12 protein-coding genes are annotated in these 17,389 nt (G+C 43.7%); 4 read left to right on the top strand and 8 right to left on the bottom strand.

Going from position 1 to position 17,389, the window contains the following annotated elements:
• Positions 1-27 precede the first annotated feature (27 nt).
• Both AB9H30_RS05790 and AB9H30_RS05785 read left to right on the top strand, forming a co-directional pair.
• Entirely contained in the window at positions 28-3,375 is a 3,348-nt protein-coding gene (locus tag AB9H30_RS05790) for a S41 family peptidase (protein WP_371193697.1), read from the top strand.
• An 11-nt stretch (positions 3,376-3,386) separates the two neighbouring features.
• Complete coding sequence (locus tag AB9H30_RS05785) at positions 3,387-4,463, top strand: SMP-30/gluconolactonase/LRE family protein (protein ID WP_371193696.1); 1,077 nt, start codon at positions 3,387-3,389, stop codon at positions 4,461-4,463.
• Positions 4,464-4,530: 67 nt separating this feature from the next.
• Here the strand turns inward: AB9H30_RS05785 and rho are convergent, their stop codons facing one another.
• Positions 4,531-5,796, bottom strand: coding sequence for a transcription termination factor Rho (gene rho / locus AB9H30_RS05780; RefSeq protein WP_371193695.1), 1,266 nt, complete (start codon positions 5,794-5,796; stop codon positions 4,531-4,533).
• A gap of 319 nt (positions 5,797-6,115) precedes the next feature.
• Entirely contained in the window at positions 6,116-6,442 is a 327-nt protein-coding gene (gene trxA / locus AB9H30_RS05775; protein WP_371193694.1) for a thioredoxin TrxA, read from the bottom strand.
• 99 nt (positions 6,443-6,541) lie between these two features.
• Between trxA and rhlB the strand changes: the two genes are divergently transcribed.
• Positions 6,542-7,843, top strand: coding sequence for an ATP-dependent RNA helicase RhlB (rhlB, locus tag AB9H30_RS05770; RefSeq protein WP_371193693.1), 1,302 nt, complete (start codon positions 6,542-6,544; stop codon positions 7,841-7,843).
• 27 nt (positions 7,844-7,870) lie between these two features.
• On the top strand, positions 7,871-9,379 hold the full coding sequence (locus tag AB9H30_RS05765; protein ID WP_371193692.1) for a guanosine-5'-triphosphate,3'-diphosphate pyrophosphatase: 1,509 nt from the start codon (positions 7,871-7,873) through the stop codon (positions 9,377-9,379).
• An 11-nt stretch (positions 9,380-9,390) separates the two neighbouring features.
• Here AB9H30_RS05765 and ubiB read toward each other — a convergent pair whose 3' ends face one another.
• The 6 genes from ubiB to prlC form a co-directional block, all read right to left on the bottom strand.
• Positions 9,391-11,022, bottom strand: a complete 1,632-nt coding sequence (gene ubiB / locus AB9H30_RS05760; protein WP_371193691.1) for a ubiquinone biosynthesis regulatory protein kinase UbiB — start codon at positions 11,020-11,022, stop codon at positions 9,391-9,393.
• A complete protein-coding gene (locus tag AB9H30_RS05755; protein WP_371193690.1) occupies positions 11,019-11,663 on the bottom strand; it encodes an SCP2 domain-containing protein in 645 nt (214 codons plus the stop codon). Before AB9H30_RS05755 ends, ubiB begins: the two co-directional genes overlap by 4 nt.
• Positions 11,664-12,446: a bifunctional demethylmenaquinone methyltransferase/2-methoxy-6-polyprenyl-1,4-benzoquinol methylase UbiE gene (ubiE, locus tag AB9H30_RS05750; protein ID WP_371193689.1), complete on the bottom strand. Its 783-nt coding sequence runs from the start codon at positions 12,444-12,446 to the stop codon at positions 11,664-11,666.
• 147 nt (positions 12,447-12,593) lie between these two features.
• Positions 12,594-14,303, bottom strand: a complete 1,710-nt coding sequence (locus tag AB9H30_RS05745) for a hypothetical protein (protein WP_371193688.1) — start codon at positions 14,301-14,303, stop codon at positions 12,594-12,596.
• Positions 14,304-14,425: 122 nt separating this feature from the next.
• Positions 14,426-15,127, bottom strand: coding sequence for a DNA-3-methyladenine glycosylase I (locus AB9H30_RS05740; protein ID WP_371193687.1), 702 nt, complete (start codon positions 15,125-15,127; stop codon positions 14,426-14,428).
• 35 nt (positions 15,128-15,162) lie between these two features.
• Entirely contained in the window at positions 15,163-17,253 is a 2,091-nt protein-coding gene (gene prlC / locus AB9H30_RS05735) for an oligopeptidase A (protein ID WP_371193686.1), read from the bottom strand.
• Positions 17,254-17,389 lie beyond the last annotated feature (136 nt).

The raw sequence follows: 17,389 nt of genomic DNA, 5'->3' as shown, positions 1-17,389 counted from the left end.
TTCATAACTTATGAGAATTTCACTACTATGAATTTAGCGTTGCGAAGCTATTGTCTTAAAAGCCTGGGTGATAAAATTGGTTTGCGTTTCCTTGATTCACTTAAACGCGGGTCTGCAAAGCGCAAACTTGCCAGTTTATTAGCATTTGTGGCATTGTTCTCGAGTGCTGATGCGTTGGCACAAGCCAATACTGCTTACTTTACTGAGCCAACATTGCATGACAATACACTGGTCTTTGCGAGTCAGGGAGATCTGTGGATTGCGGATGTCAGCACTGATAACGAACAAATGGCAGTGCGTCTTAGCTCTCATATTAATGTTGAAAGTCAGCCTCATATTTCACCTGACGGCAACTCTCTTGCGTTTGTAAGCGACTATGCCAGCGTCCCATCGGTATATGTTATGCCGAGTATTGGCGGCACACCTCGTCAAGTAAGTTTTGAACTAATGCCAAGTAAACTGCTCGGCTGGGTGGATAATACTACTTTGTTGTACAGCACAATGTCGGCAACCGGCATGCACAACAGTTATGAACTAAAAACTCTAAATCTTAGCGACCTTAATACCAGTACATTACCGCTTTCAGATGCCGTGCAGGGCACTATCTCTGAAGATGGCAGTACCGTGTTTTTTATTCAATTTGGTTTACAGATTTCGAGCGATAACGCCAATCAATACCGCGGTGGTGCAAGCGGTGAATTATGGTCATATGATTTAGCTAGCAAACGAGAAGCAAGGCACTTAAGCGTCACACATTCTGGCTCAGTCAGCTATCCGATGCTCTACCAAGACCGTTTGTTTTTTGTCAGTAACCAATCTGGTTTGGACAATATATGGTCAATGAATAAGAACGGCGATGATTTTCGCCAACATACCAACTTTACTGACTGGGCCGTGCGCTCGCCATCTGTATCAAACAACAGCATTGTCTTTCAACATGGCGCTGACCTAAAGCAACTACACCTCGCTACCGATGAAGTGAGCACTTACTCTATTTTGCTGCAGTCAGACAATACTTTGTTGCGCACACATTATATAAACAATCCCTTAGAATATCTCGAAAACATCAGCATAGGTCACAATGGTAAAAAGGTCGTGCTAACGGCCAGAGGACGTATCGCAGTTGCGCATACTGATACCACTCGATTGATGAATATTACTACCGATCCAACATCCCGCAGTCGTCATGGAATTCTGAGCAAAGATGGTAAACACATTTACGCCATCAGTGATGTGTCGGGAGAGTATGAAATTTGGCAGTTCGATGGTCGGGGCAAAGACACACCAAAACAGCTCACTGACGACGGTAGCATTTTGCGAACCGGACTGTGGCTGTCGCCGAGTGGCGAACTTCTTGCTCATACAGATAAGTCAGGCAAGGTATTTTTACTCGATTTATCAAGCGGAAAAAATAGACTCATCATGGATGCTAAGGCGCAAAATAGTATTACCGACCTTGTTTTTTCGCCAGACAGCCAATTTTTAAGTTTCGCGTATCAGGCACGTACCAGTGAGCGCGCTCAAATTTATTTGCGAGATATCAAAAGCGGCAAAAACAAACTCTTAACATCAACAAAATATCACGCTTATTCTCCAACGTTTTCAAGTAACTCCCAATGGCTATATTTCTTGTCGGATAGGAGCTTTACGCCAACACCTGGCTCTCCTTGGGGAGACCGAAACATGGGGCAAATGTTAGATAAACGCGGACAAATTTTTGCAATTTCCTTAGGCACAAACTCTTCGTTTCCATTTGCTGCGCCTAACGAGCTAGATACGCCAATTGCTGATGATGCGGACGAAAATGACACGCCAGCAAAAATTGATTTTGAGAACATCGAAACCCGCCTCTGGCAAGTCGATGCTCCGAGTGGAAACTATCAAAACTTGATCGCTACCGAATCTCATTTATTTTTATTAGAGCGCGATGACTCACGCAGCAGTGATTTAAAAGCTATTGAGTTTGGCTTTGGTAACAAGCTCAAAAATGTTACAGGTGGTGTCAATAACATAGCGATATCTGGAGATGGTAAACAGCTGTTAGTTCAAAAAGGAACCGACGAAAACGCTAAGCTATTTGTAATCCCGGCCAGCGCTTCATTTCCAGATGACACCGATGATGTCTCGGTAAAACTGACAAATTGGTCGCTTGCCATTACGCCAGAGGATGAATGGCAGCAAATCTTTAAAGACGCCTGGCTAATGCATCGTGATTCTTTGTTTGATGCCAATATGCGCGGTATCGACTGGCAGGCCAGTAAACAAAAATATATGCCACTGCTCAGCAGAGTAAGCGCTAGGCACGAACTCAACGATATTTTTGAACAAATGATGGGTGAATTAAACGCTCTGCATTCACAAGTCCGCGGTGGGGATATTAGTAATGATATGAATGCGCCGGCACCCGCCTCTTTAGGTGCTGCTTATCTAGACGATAAAAACGGCGTTAAAATTGCGCGAATATATCAGTTTGATAGAGAACAACTTAGCCAAGCACCGCCGCTTGCTATGCCCGGCGTAAATGCTCAAAACGGCGATATTATCACTGCCATCAACGGTAAAAGCATAAAAAATACCGCGGAACTTCATAGTGCTCTGCTAAATAGCGCTGGCGCTCAAGTGCTGTTAGACCTAAAACGTGGACGCAAATCCCATCAAACAATTGTGGTGCCCGCCAGCTATCAAACAGAAGCTCGATATCGTTATCAAGACTGGGTGATTACTAATCTCAATAAGGTAATACAGATAAACAGTGATATTGGCTATCTTCATCTATATGCCATGGGTGCAAATGATATCGCCAGTTTCGCGCGAGAATTTTATGCTCAATATGAAAAACCGGGGCTGATTATTGATGTTAGACGCAATCGCGGTGGGAATATCGACAGCGTAATTATTGAAAAACTTATGCGCAGGGCATGGTCCTTTTGGCAATCAACTGATGGCGGAAAATCAACGAATATGCAGCAAGCCTTCAGAGGTCATTTAGTTGTGTTAGCCGACCAATTTACCTATTCAGATGGCGAAACATTTACCGCAGGCATTCGAGCCCTTGATCTCGGCACAGTAATCGGCAAACAAACCGCCGGCGCTGGTGTTTGGCTCAGCGGCGGTAATCGAGTAGTCGATGGCGGTATTGCTAGAGTTGCTGAATTTCCTGTATATGCCATGGATGGACGCTGGATCACCGAAGGCAGAGGTATCAGTCCAGATATCGAAGTTACCAATTTACCGAGTGCTACTTTTAATGGTGAAGATGCTCAGCTTATGGCTGCAATCGAGTACTTACAAAACAAACTGGTGTCTGAGCCAGTAAACGACTATAAAGCTTTACCGTTTCCATCAGTCGAAACACCCGCTCACGATATTAAATAACAGGAATACGAATGAAGAACACCCTTATTGCAGCGGCAGTTTTATTGATTATCGCCTTCGGCGTGCTCTATGCTATCTCACCTGTGCGACCAATATCTTGGCAACCCGATGCAAATGCCGGCCTGAAGAACATGTTCATGAAAAATACGACTCTCGATGATGTCAGAGTCGTCAACCCGAATGCTCTCGCCGGCCCAGAAGATGTGTTTGTCAGTTCTGATGGGATCGTCTATACCGGCCTTAACAACGGCGATGTAGTCGCATTTCCCATGCACAGCCCAAATGATCTAAAAGTAATCGCCAATACTGGTGGACGGCCACTTGGCGTTAGACTCGATGCTTTGGGTAATCTTATTGTATCTGATCCAGTGAAAGGCCTGCTCTCTATTACGCCAGAAGGTGAGATTACTGTTTTAGTTAAAGAATATGGCGGCAGTCCTTTGCTGCTCATTGACCACCATGAAATTGCCGCCAATGGCGATATCTATTTTTCTAATGCCAGTGCTCGGTATGATTTAAATGGTTACATCTACGATTTTATTGAAGGCACCGCCACCGGTGGTGTTTTTAAATACTCACCAACAAGCGGCAAAACCACGCAACTAATGAGTAATTTGTTTTTTGCCAACGGCATTACACTGGGACCAAATGATGAATATTTATTAGTCGCCGAAACTGGCAAATCTCGAATATTAAAATTTCAGTTAAGCGGAACAAACAAAGGCCAGACTAAAGTATTCGCCAATAATCTCCCGGCTATGCCTGATAATCTTAGCTTCAATGGTACCGATCGGTTTTGGGTCGGAATGGTAAGTCTGCGTGACTGGCGGGTCGAAAGCCTAGCGGCTTACCCCGCAGTGCGCCGCATCATGGGGGCGTTTCCTTTAGAATGGTTTGAACCCAGTAGCTCATATGGCTTTGTATTAGGTTTTGACCTATATGGCAACGTAGTGGCCAACTATCAATCCCCAGATAGCTATACTACGGTAACTTCGGCGTATGAGCACAATGGCTCTTTGTACCTTGGGTCTCTGCATTCAAATGGCATAGGTATTCTGCCGCTTACTACAAGCAATAGCGTCCAATAAAAAAGCCCATGAACTAAAAGGTTCATAGGCTTTGAGGATGATAAGGTTAGTTTTCTTTACGAGTAAATTAGCCTTTTTGGCGCTTCATCGAATCAAAGAACTCATCGTTTGTTTTAGTCATAGACAAGCGGCTGATTAAAAATTCAATAGCATCGACTTCAGACATGTCATGCACTATTTTGCGCAAGATCCACATTTTTTGTAGTTCATCTTGAGTGGTAAGAAGCTCCTCGCGACGTGTTCCGCTACGATTAATATCGATGGCTGGGAATACCCGCTTTTCAGCAATTTTACGGTTAAGGTGCAATTCCATGTTACCCGTGCCCTTAAACTCTTCATAAATCACTTCATCCATCTTAGAGCCAGTATCAATCAACGCGGTTGCGATGATCGTTAAACTTCCGCCTTCTTCAACATTACGTGCGGCACCAAAGAAGCGCTTCGGCTTATGCAGTGCATTTGCATCTACACCACCGGTCAATACTTTGCCTGATGATGGAATAACGGTGTTGTATGCTCGCGCTAAACGCGTAATAGAATCGAGTAAAATCACTACGTCTTTTTTATGTTCAACTAATCGCTTAGCTTTTTCAATGACCATTTCGGCCACCTGTACATGACGACTAGCCGGCTCATCAAAGGTCGAAGCAATCACTTCACCCTGAACCAAGCGTTGCATTTCGGTAACTTCTTCTGGACGCTCATCAATCAGCAAAACCATGAGTTGGCACTCAGGGTGATTGGCTGCTATTGATTGGGCGATGTTTTGTAGCAATAAGGTTTTACCCGCTTTTGGCGGTGCCACAATTAATCCACGCTGGCCCCGTCCAATAGGAGAAGCAAGGTCCAACACACGGGCCGTAATATCTTCTGTACTGCCGTTACCTCTTTGCATGCGCAAGCGTTCATTTGCATGCAGAGGGGTCAGGTTTTCAAAAAGTATTTTATTGCGAGAATTTTCTGGGCGGTCAAAATTAACTTCGTTTATCTTTAACAGGGCGAAATAACGCTCACTGTCTTTTGGTGGACGGATTTTACCGGATATCGTATCACCCGTGCGAAGATTAAAGCGCCTGATTTGGCTAGGTGAAACATAAATATCGTCAGGACCGGCAAGGTATGAAGAGTCGCTAGAGCGCAAAAACCCAAAGCCATCCTGCAAAATTTCTAAAGCGCCATCGCCAAAAATGTCTTCGCCACCTTTGGCATGAGATTTAAGGATAGAGAAGATAATATCTTGTTTGCGTGCGCGTGCTAAGTTTTCTAAGCCCATTGATTCAGCTAGGGAGACTAGTTCACTAATGGGTTTTTCTTTTAATTCGGTTAAATTCATGTTGGAGGGTCTTTGAGTTTATTAAAGGCAAACGGAATATATTCTGCTTGTAAGAAGTTTAGTTAAATTGATATTGAGTAATCGAAACCGTCGGTCAGGTCGCACATATTTGCTTGATGGCTTACATCATACATATTTTTTAGTTTGAATTGCCCTAAGGCGAAGCGATTACACTTGGTGAGTGTTGTAAAGGTAGCACCTAAATAACTTATCGTCCAGTTTTACCAATGAATTAATAAAAAAGTTTAAAAAAAAGCCAATATGTGCGCCTCAGGGCATACAGATTGGCTTAATTACACCATCGCATTTATCAAATGGCTTAAATGTGTTCGTCTAAGAATTCTTTCAATTGGGTTTTCGACAGGGCACCCACTTTGGTTCCTGCCACTGCACCATCTTTAAATAATAGCAAGGTTGGGATACCGCGAATACCATATCTAGGTGGTGCTTCACTATTTTCATCGACATTCAGCTTAGCAACTGTTACCTTGCCTTCGTACTCGATCGCGATCTCCTCTAAGATGGGAGCGATCATCTTACACGGGCCGCACCATTCTGCCCAAAAATCAACTAAAACAGGACCAGATGCTTTGATTACATCGGCTTCGAATTTGTCGTCACTTAATGCGATAATTTTGTCGCTCATTCTTTTCTCCAAGTTAGGATGTTGTCTGACTTATTCAGATTTGCCTACTAGTGTTATATAGAACCGGTTTTCAATGCAAGCAATGATAAGCTATAAGCTATGCCAACTACACATTTAACCAATACGTTATTTTCAACGCTTCCGATCCACCCCTTAGTACTTAAGGCATTGGATGAAGCTAAACTTACTCAATGTACGCCGATACAAGACATGAGTTTGCCGCTATTGCTGGAACAAAAAGATGTTGCAGGTCAAGCGCAAACAGGCACGGGTAAAACCATCGCCTTCTTGGTCGCTACATTCCATTATATTCTGAGCAATCCTAAAGAGAACGCAAAAAATGGCCCAAAGGCCATCATTATGGCGCCTACTCGAGAATTGGCGGTGCAGATATACAATGACGCCAAACTGCTCAGTAAACATACTGAATTATCAGTTGGAGTGGTATATGGGGGCGAAGGTTACGAAAGTCAACGCGATACCCTTACCGCCGGCGTCGATATTCTAATAGGCACTTGTGGTCGCATCATCGACTATTACAAGCAAGACGTATATAGCCTTGAAAACATCCAAGTAGCCGTGCTTGATGAAGCCGACCGTATGTTCGATTTAGGCTTTATAAAAGACATCCGCTATTTGTTTAGGCGCATGCCTCCGCCAAGCGAACGATTAAACATGTTGTTTTCTGCAACGCTGAGCTATCGCGTGCAGGAACTTGCCTACGAACACATGAACAATCCAATTAGCGTCGAATCTACACCTGACACTAAAACGAACTCACGCATTAGCGAAGAGCTGTTCTATCCATCTAACGAAGACAAGCCGGTGTTGCTGTTAACGCTTATGGAAGAAGAATGGCCTGATAAAGCGATTGTGTTTGCCAACACTAAACATGACTGCGAATGGATTGCAGGCTGGTTGGAAGGTGACGGACATCGAGTCGGTTTGTTAAGCGGTGACGTACAGCAAAAGAAACGTTTAAGTATTTTGGAAGACTTTACCAACGGCAACTTGGATATTTTAGTTGCTACCGACGTCGCCGCTCGCGGTTTACACATCGACAAAGTCACCCACGTATTTAACTACGACTTACCCGACGATGCTGAAGATTACGTGCATCGTATCGGTCGAACTGGCAGAGCTGGTGAACTCGGGAAAGCAATTAGTTTTGCTTGTGAAAAATATGCACAAAACTTAACTGCGATTGAGCTATACATTGGACATGATGTACCCGTAACCGATTATAACCCTTTGTTTCTGTTAGAAGATGTTAGACCACCCAAAATGAAACCACGCAGTCCGCGCGGCAGACCAACAGGTGGCAAAGGGGGAGCGCGAAATACGAGAGGCCCACGCAAAGACGCTCCACGTCGTCGTGCGCCAAGAAAGCCTCAGGCGTAAACATTAAGATATAGTAGAGCAGTATATATGGGCGAATTTCAATTACCGGCAATACAAGATGAGTATTATGCCGCTGTTGATTTAGGTTCAAATAGTTTTCACATGGTAATTGTGCGCGTGCTGTCTGGCAGCGTGCAAATTGTCAGTAAAAACAAACAAAAAGTAAGACTGGCTGCAGGGCTCGATGAAGACAATCACTTAAGTAAGGAAAGCATTGAGCGCGGCCTTAACTGCCTGCGAAATTTCGCCGAAAAGTTACAGGACATTCCACCCAAAAACATCAAAATCGTAGCAACGGCAACCTTGCGCTTAGCACGCAACGTCGCTGATTTCATCGCCCCTGCAGAAACGATTCTTAATCACAAAGTCTCTATTATAAGCGGCGAAGAAGAAGCCAAACAAATATATTTGGGCGTCGCTTATACCTCTGCAAACCAAGGCAATTCATTGGTCATAGATATCGGCGGCGCGAGCACTGAAGTTATTATAGGGCGTGATCTGCAGCCAGTATATTTAACCAGCTTAAATATGGGCTGTGTCACCTATATGGAGCGGTATTTTGCCGACGGCGAAATTACTATCCGCGGTTTTGAGGGCGCTATTGACCAAGCAAAGAGTGAGATTGAGGCCCACCGAGATACCTTTTTGTGTTTTGATTGGGAGCAATGCCTAGGGGCCTCTGGCACGCCTCAAGCAGTCACTGGTATATTAGTTAAACAAGGCATAAATGATGCCATTCGTTTGAGCTATTTGCATAACCTAATGCATCAATGTATTGCAGCAAAACATCTTGGAAAACTTAATATCGAAGGTTTAGTACCGGCAAGACAGGCTATTTTTCCAAGTGGATTAGCCATATTAATCGCACTGTTTGAAACACTCCAGATTGAAAATATGCAAATTTCAGGAGGCGCACTTCGCGAAGGTATTCTCTATGGCATGCTCGAAAATTATCAAAAGAGCGATCGCCGAGAGCAAGGGATCAACCAACTAGTTTCTCGTTTTCATATCGATCCTGCTCATAGCCGTAGAGCAAAAAATGTGGCCGCTAAGCTTTGTCGGCAAATGTGCAAACAAACAACGTTTTGTGACTTTGATACTGAAGTCATTACCGCTACCGCTGCTGCATTGCATGAACTAGGTCTGCACATCGGATTCAAAGCTTATCATGAGCATGGCGCATATATATTAAGTCACGTTGAACTCACCGGTTTCACCTCTCTGCAGCGCATGATGATCACTGATTTAGTCAGAATGCACAGGCAAGAAATTGATTTATCAGTGCTCACAAATTACAAACTAGCCTTGCAAGAAATGTTGATAAACGCCGTGCGTATATTGCGTATTAGCGTGATTTTAGTCAATCGAAGAAAAGACGATGCCGTGCCAGAGCTTGACCTAACTATTGACGATAAGGGAGTGTGGCACTTATCATTCATTAAAAATATGAAGCTTGCCCATCCGCTGATCCATACCGAATTAGTACACGAATGCTGGCTACAACATAAAGCAGGTTGGCAATTGCTTATCGAGTAGTTGACTAATGTCTACTCTGAAAGTAGCTTGAACGAACGGTACCAAGCCACAACAGCAATAAGCCCTAATCCTAGACTATACAGATGATGCTGACCGAGCAAGTGCGCAGCTAAGGTCCCAACACTAAATACGATGGCTAAATGACCATTAATTCGAGCCTGCTGAATTCGTGCACGTTGCGCTAACTCTTCTTTGTGTTGCTTTTCGAGTTGGCGCGGCAGTAGTTTTACTTGCCGCATGGTGTCATATATTAAGTCTGGCATTTCAGGCAGCTTTTCAGACCAAAACGGTAGATTTTCTTTAATTTGATTGAACATAGCCTTAGGCCCAATTTGATCTTTCATCCAATTCTCAAGAAAGGGTTTAGCAGTTTTCCAGAGATCAAGTTGAGGATACAACTGCCGTCCTAAGCCTTCTACGTATAGGAGTGTTTTTTGCAGCAGCACTAACTGCGGCTGAACCGTCATATCAAATCTACGGGCAGTATTGAATAGTTGCATTAGCACATTACCGAATGAAATATCGGCAAGCGGCTTTTGAAAGATGGGCTCACATACTGTCCGAATACCCATTTCAAAATCATCTACATTAATGTTCGCCGGCACCCACCCAGAATCGACATGGAGTTGCGCAACTTTGCGATAGTCTCGATTAAAAAACGCAATAAAATTTTCGGCTAAATATCGCTTATCTTCTTTATTTAAGGTACCTACGATACCGTAATCAATGCCGATATACTTAGGATCCTCGGGATGTTCGTAAGAAACGAAAATGTTACCTGGATGCATGTCTGCGTGAAAGAAGCTATCCCGAAATACTTGGGTAAAAAACAACTCTACACCGCGCTCCGCAAGAATTTTAAGATTAGTTCCTTGGGCAATCAACGCATCTATATCAGACACAGGAATGCCGTAAATGCGCTCTAAAACAATCACATTTTTAGTGCAATAATCGCTGTAAAAATGTGGCACATACAAGGCGGCAGAGCCTTCAAAGTTACGTTTGATCTGAATACCGTTTGCCGCTTCGCGCAGCAAGTCCAGCTCGTCTAGAATAGTTCGGCGATATTCTGTTACCACTTCAACTGGCCTAAGCCTTTTGCCATCAGGCAGCCAGCGTTGAACTATTTTTGCAAAAGACAGAATCAAATCCACGTCTAGCTCAATGGTTTGCTTAATGCCGGGACGTAACACTTTGATTACGATTTCTTCATTGTTTTCTTTGAGTCTTGCACTATGTACTTGAGCAACCGAAGCGGAAGCAAGTGGCTTGGGATCAAAGTTATCAAACAGCTCGTTCAAGTCTTTTATACCCAAGGAATCTTTGATGATATTCTGAGCTAAGCTTGAGTCAAAGGGCGGGACTTTATCTTGAAGCAACATCAATTCATTGGCTATATCGGGCGTTAATAAATCTCGGCGGGTCGATAGCATTTGCCCAAACTTTGTATAAACTGGGCCCAACGTTTCCAAAGCCAAACGCAACCTGCGCCCTTGTGATTCACCTTTGTGCTTATTGGGCAACCAAAACAGACACTTACGCCAAAACCTAAAATACCAAGGTCTAAATCGTTTTGGGATAAGCTCATCTAAGCCGTGCTCAAGCAAAACGCTGCCAATACGATACATCCGACCAATTTTCATTTATTTTCCCTTGCTAACGCAAATTGATTGAGTTTCGCCTCAAGGCGCTCAGTGTCCATTTTAAGTAGCCGGACTTCATCTACAAAGTTTGCCAGCATAATCGGGCGAACCGCAATGGGTTTTTCTTCTAGCGCGGCGTCAGAGACCATTTGCATGAACAAAGCCACTTGTTTTTTCGCATGCGTTTGCCACTTCTTGGATTGACTCATAACGGTGTAAGCGGACGCATCGCCAATGTAGTGTGAAAGACTTTCTTCAATATCAAATTCGATGTTGGCGAATACCTGAGAAAACTTTTGAACAATTCCTAAATCGCCATAAAAATCAAGCTTACCTTGCTTAATTAACTTGGTTAGTTGACTGGTTTTTTTTAGCTCTGGTAGCGCAAAAAGGGAAACGGAAATGTAGCTTTCATCATCGGGCATTTCTTGCAAATACTCAGGCTCAACAGTATCTAAGCTGAGCACGTCAATGCGCTCACTCGAAAACTGGAAAGCCAGCGTTGTTTCTAGCTCTTGCAAAAATAAAATACACCGTTTGTCAGCGAGTGGAGCAATCAGCTCTTTGCCATTTAAAGAAGCTGCTAAGGCTTGATTTATGGACAGTTCAATTAGCGCACAAAGCGCTTGATTTGCAGGCATCTAGAATTTAAACCCTCGATGGAGAGCAACAATACCACCTGTTAAGTTATCATAAGTAGTTTGCTCAAAGCCTACGTCTTGCATCATGGATTTAAGTGTTTCTTGGTCTGGGTGCATGCGAATAGATTCAGCCAAATAACGATAGCTTTCAGCATCATTGGCAACAAGCTGGCCCATGCGCGGAAGAATATGAAACGAATAGGTATCGTAGACTTTGCTTAACGCTTCGCTGGTCGGTTTGGAAAACTCCAAGACCAATAAGCGACCACCCGGCTTTAACACTCTAAACATACTCGCCAGCGCAGCCGACTTGTCGGTAACATTGCGTAAGCCAAAGGCAATTGTGATTAAATCAAAATGATTGTCGGGAAACGGCAAACTTTCAGCATTTGCCTGCACGTAGTCGATATTGCCGATGATGCCCATATTGGTGAGCTTCTCCTTGCCCACTTTCAACATCGAATGGTTTATGTCAGCTAACACGACCTGCCCCTTTGGACCGACGATACGGCTAAACTTAGCAGCTAAATCGCCGGTACCACCAGCTAAATCGAGTACCCGTTGACCCGATTTTACGCCACTGCAATCAATGGTGTAGCGCTTCCATAAACGATGAATGCCCATCGACATTAAATCATTCATTACATCATATTTTGCGGCTACGGAGTGAAATACATCTGCGACCATCGACACCTTCTCAGCCTTATTAACTTGCTTAAATCCAAAGTCAGTGGTGTCGTTATTTTCGGGTTGCGTGGGGGCATTTACGCTTTCGGTGGTCATAGGAATTAACTCATTGATATAGTGTCGATAAGTGTAGCGTAAATACGTGGGATATTAAACGATGTCTGCTTATTCCGTTGTAAGTGCGATGTAATGATCTTTGTGCTCGTTAGCCACATCTGTTTTTTGACAACGATTTAACAACACTTAAGTAATCTGCACCTGATAGGCGTTCATTTTGTGCAACTGTAGCCAGGCTGCATTTTCACTTAGTGCTTCGACACCAATAATTTTGATTACATTTTGGTATTTTTCAATAGCATGCGTTTGCCCTTTGGCTTTTTGCCTATCGAGTAAGTCCATTCTATTAATTGCCTGTTGAAAAAAGTAACCAGTTCTTAGGTAACGCTGACTCAACTCCTCAAAACCCATTTGCACTGAAAAAGTCTTAAACAAAGCGGAGCCGATAAACAACAAGGCCACAATGATAAAAAACATATCGTCCGAAAGCATTGGTAGAAGGTTTAGCTTAATTTTAAAGGTACTGAACGCCATTGCTATTAGCGCGAGTAAAAAAAAGACCATTGAGCTTTTTTTATATTGATTGGATTTGGACAAAAGCTGGGCAGCTCTGCCGCTTTTGCCTTTTTCTCCGTAAAAGTAGTCACGCTGATCGGCAATCCACTGCTCTTTGACGAAGGCCACATTGGCGTCCTTCGGCGGATCAACGGTAAAGCATAGCTTATTAAGATTATCTATTATCCAGTCCATTTCGTTAAATTTGGTCGTCCGATAATTATTCGCACATTTATCAGGGATACCCGCTATATGCCAAAATATTTGAACTCTTAAATTTTCGGCAAACACTCGCCATTCAACAAATTGCTCCTCTTTTGATTCGGTTCCAGCAAAAAACAAGCGATAAATTGTGATTACCAATAGCACCAATGCGAGGTGGGCAACAAACCAACCAACGGTCGCATAAAGACTCACATACACCTGCTGCGCAGCAATTGCGATAAAAGACAGCATGGTGATCAGTTTGAGGGAGAAAATCCGTTGTTTTTGCCGAGCTTGTGCCAAACAGTCAGCCACACTATAAGTGTCAATAAGCTTTTGAATACTCGGAAAAAGGGCTTTAGCTTCTACCGAACCCAGAAGGTAAGTAACGCTGGCATCCTTATCTTGCTGAGGAATCATCGCCGAATCGAGGTTAAAGCGTTCTATTTTATTTAAAATATCCTCTAAAATGGCCTCATCTTGGTTGCCTGAAATGGGCAGCTTTTTCCACGTACCTATTTCTTTTTCAGATGCAATAGTGCAAGGCAAGGACTCATGCTGCTCTCTATTAGTTACTAGCCATTTACAGTATGTTTGATTTGGTTTTGAAAATAGCAGGCTGTTTTCATCCATAATGCCCGCAACGCACATAGTGACCACATCTGCTGTGCCACCGGGAAGTGCATTGTTCGTTTTTGTTTCTTTATCTACTTCAATCATGCCATCCCACAAGGCAAAGACAATATCGCAACAGCTAACCAATGTTTGGCCGAGTTTGGAATAAGCCTCTTCATCTTGCAAGTGAGCAGTAGTTTGGCAAACTCTGATATCAGTGCATCTCTTCAATAGTTTCCTAAAGTCAGACAAGGCATTAGGACTCGTAAAGTCTTTTTCGTATTTACTTTGCTCAAACGGTAATACTGCTATCACATTTACGTTTTGGCTCAGCGCGGCATTTGCCGCTAGTTGATCAGCTCCTTCAGCTAGCCCACATAACACATTGATTGTGGTGTTTGGAAAGCGCTTTTGAATGCTATTTAGCTCATCAATGATGGTCTTCTGTAGTTTAGCATGATCTTTACTAGGGATATCACGATGTCCAGTGATACCAATATTTAATGGCAATGTCGATGTCATATTGCTTGCAGCCCTTGCTATAAAAAATCGATGTTCAAATACGCTAAACAAAGTATGCACGACATAGAGATAAACTCAAATATTATCAATAAGTAAAACAACTATGGAAAGGCTGTGCCTAACTAATTTTCCTGCATTCCAACATAATTATCGCCCGAACTGTACGCCAGTAATTGCGAGAGCTCTGTTAGTGAGCGCCCGCTTTGCTCTTGCCAGCTATTAAATGCACTCTGAATAGCGTTGAGGCTGCGCTTTGAGCGCACCGAGCCTGAGATGATTTTGTGTTGAACAAAGTACGCTTCTACATCGCGAGATAATAAAAAGGTATCGGCGCCTAAAAATCGCAAAGCGTAAGGACCAGTATTACCCCCTAGTCTGGCTCCATGGGTTTTCAGGTAATCCCATAGGCTAATTACATCGTGACTATCCCACTTCGCGACAAACTGGCCAAAACTGCCATGCTCTCGGCTAACTTCTTTTATCATCAGCGCATTCTCGCGAATCGTGCGTACTTTTGACAAATTCCGAATAATTTTAGGGTCCGTCGCTTTTTTCTCAACCATTTCATCTGGCATAAGCAGCAGTTTATCCACATCAAAGCCCCAGAACACTTCCTCAAAATCGGGCCATTTTTGTCTGACTACACGCCACACAAAGCCAGATTGAAAGACTTTTTTAGTAAACTCAGCCAGAAAACGATCGTCAGGAACACCGGCCAAATCCTGTTTAGAAAGTGGCGCTGACAGCAAAGATTCCACCATCGCCTTGCTGCCTTTACGCTCGCATACGCGCTGGTAAATCGCGTCAAAATGTTCTATTGCCATAAAAACCCTTGTCTCAACAAAGCCCACTAAGTGCGTTAAGCCGCCTGTGCGTCGCCGGTAATACCACTGTGACGCAGCAAAGCGTCTATACTTGGCTCACGTCCTCTAAACGCAACAAATAGCTCCATGGGTTCCTGAGAGCCGCCTTTCTCTAAAATATTCTCTAAGAAACTGCGGCCTGTATCAGGATTGAATATACCTTCTTCTTCAAATTTAGAAAACGCATCCGACGATAGTACCTCTGCCCACTTATAGCTGTAGTAGCCCGCCGCATAACCACCAGCAAAAATATGACCAAAGCTATTTTCAAAACGATTAAATTCAGGCGGCATGATCACTGACACTTTCTCACGAACTTCGTTTAACACCTTACGCACGTTCGCAGCATCTGCAGGTAACTGGTGCAAGGTAAAGTCAAACAAGCTGAACTCTAGCTGGCGCAGCATCTGCATCGCTGACTGAAAGTTTTTAGCAGCAAGCAGCTTGCCCAATAAATCTTTAGGTAGCGGCTCACCGGTTTCATAATGCCCCGACAAAAACGCTAAAGCCTCAGGCTCCCAGCACCAGTTTTCTAAAAACTGACTGGGCAACTCGACAGCATCCCAGGCCACGCCATTGATGCCCGACACACCCCCTACCGTCACTTTTGTAAGCATGTGGTGTATTCCATGACCAAATTCGTGGAATAAAGTCACTACTTCATCGTGGGTAAATAGCGCAGGTTTCTTACCCACTGGCGCATTGAAGTTACACGTTAGATACGCCACGGGCGATTGCACAGTACCATCTGCAGTTGTGCGCTTCACGCGACATTCATCCATCCATGCACCGCCGCGCTTTTTCGCTCGTGCATATAAATCTAAATAAAAGCTGCCGCGCAGCCCGCCAATGCTGCCATCGACCTGTGTATCACGAATTTCGAAAAAGCGTACGTCTTTGTGCCAAGTGTCCACTCCTTCCACTTCTACAATCGTTAACGAATATAGACGTGAAACTACCTCGAATAAGCCAGAAATTACTTTGTCTTCAGGAAAGTATGGGCGCAGTTCTTCATCAGAGACCGCATACTTTTGCTGTTTTAGCTTTTCAGAATAGTAAGTGTAATCCCAAGCGTTAAGCTCTTTTACACCGAATTCTTTTTCAGCGTAGGCTTTCAATTCGGCTACGTCTTGCTCGGCTTGAGGTTTAGAGCGTATGGCTAAGTCTTCTAAAAATCCGATGACTTGTTCGGTAGACTCCGCCATTTTGGTTGCTAAGGAATATTCTGAATAATTATCAAAACCTAATAGCTGCGAAATTTCAGATCGTAAGGCAAGTGTTTTGTTAATATTGTCGGTATTGTCAAACTTGCCATTAGACGCATCTAATGAGGACGCCCGAGTGCTGTAAGCACGATATATTTCTTCGCGCAATGCAGCGTCGTCGGCATACATCATGATGGGCAAATAACTGGGTATATCTAAAGTGAAAATATAGCCTGTTAAGTCTTTTTGTTGCGCAGCTTGCGCAGCCGCTTCTTTAGCCGACTCTGGCAGTCCCGATAGCGCTGACTCGTCAACAATATGCTTACTGTAATGAAGTGTGGCGTCCATCACATTATTTGAGAATGTCGACGACAAGTCAGACATTTGGCTGCGAATTTCTGCAAATCGTTGTTTTTTATCGGCAGGCAGAGCCACACCCGAAAGCGTAAAGTCTCTCACTGCATTATCCAGCACCTTTTTTTGCGGTGGGCTTAGGTTAGCGTAATGCTCACTTTTTTGTAGTGCTTGATATAGCGCACATAGCTTTTCGTGTTGACCTAAGTAGGTTGAATACTCTGACAGCAAGGGCAAGCAGGCATCGTGAGCCTCTCGCAATTCATCTGAACTAAGCACCGAATTCATATGCCCAATTGGCGACCAAAGTTGACTAAGTTCATCGTCGGCTTGATCCAGTCTCTCAATCAAATTCTGGTAGCTTATCTCGCCGTTTTCGACCACCGACTCCACTGTATCTTTGCACTTTGCAATCGCATCTTGGACACTTTGAACAATATTTACAGGTGATATTTTTGAAAACTGTGGGAGTGCGTGCAAGTCGACTAAGGCCTCTTGCGAAGATATACGGGTGATACTGTGAGTCATATAGGATACCTGAAAGTCTATGAATGGGAACAAGCCCAATATATAAGTAGTAAAGGTGGGGGACGATCACAAAAAGACAAGGTATCCTTAACGCAGATAGTCTATATTTACGTTGCACTAGCATATAAAAAGTGAA

The sequence above is a fragment of the Glaciecola sp. SC05 genome, from assembly GCF_041380235.1.
Classification (GTDB): Bacteria; Pseudomonadota; Gammaproteobacteria; order Enterobacterales; family Alteromonadaceae; genus Glaciecola.
The sequence above is the reverse complement of the archived record's forward strand: the minus strand, read 5'-3'. Positions and strand labels throughout refer to the sequence as shown.

Excerpts from the sequence above, each read along its gene's own strand:
- AB9H30_RS05790 (WP_371193697.1), top strand. The coding sequence starts at position 28 with ATGAATTTAGCGTTGCGAAGCTATTGTCTTAAAAGCCTGGGTGATAAA.
- AB9H30_RS05785 (WP_371193696.1), top strand. The coding sequence starts at position 3,387 with ATGAAGAACACCCTTATTGCAGCGGCAGTTTTATTGATTATCGCCTTC.
- rho (WP_371193695.1), bottom strand. The coding sequence starts at position 5,796 with ATGAATTTAACCGAATTAAAAGAAAAACCCATTAGTGAACTAGTCTCC.
- trxA (WP_371193694.1), bottom strand. The coding sequence starts at position 6,442 with ATGAGCGACAAAATTATCGCATTAAGTGACGACAAATTCGAAGCCGAT.
- rhlB (WP_371193693.1), top strand. The coding sequence starts at position 6,542 with ATGCCAACTACACATTTAACCAATACGTTATTTTCAACGCTTCCGATC.
- AB9H30_RS05765 (WP_371193692.1), top strand. The coding sequence starts at position 7,871 with ATGGGCGAATTTCAATTACCGGCAATACAAGATGAGTATTATGCCGCT.
- ubiB (WP_371193691.1), bottom strand. The coding sequence starts at position 11,022 with ATGAAAATTGGTCGGATGTATCGTATTGGCAGCGTTTTGCTTGAGCAC.
- AB9H30_RS05755 (WP_371193690.1), bottom strand. The coding sequence starts at position 11,663 with ATGCCTGCAAATCAAGCGCTTTGTGCGCTAATTGAACTGTCCATAAAT.
- ubiE (WP_371193689.1), bottom strand. The coding sequence starts at position 12,446 with ATGACCACCGAAAGCGTAAATGCCCCCACGCAACCCGAAAATAACGAC.
- AB9H30_RS05745 (WP_371193688.1), bottom strand. The coding sequence starts at position 14,303 with ATGACATCGACATTGCCATTAAATATTGGTATCACTGGACATCGTGAT.
- AB9H30_RS05740 (WP_371193687.1), bottom strand. The coding sequence starts at position 15,127 with ATGGCAATAGAACATTTTGACGCGATTTACCAGCGCGTATGCGAGCGT.
- prlC (WP_371193686.1), bottom strand. The coding sequence starts at position 17,253 with ATGACTCACAGTATCACCCGTATATCTTCGCAAGAGGCCTTAGTCGAC.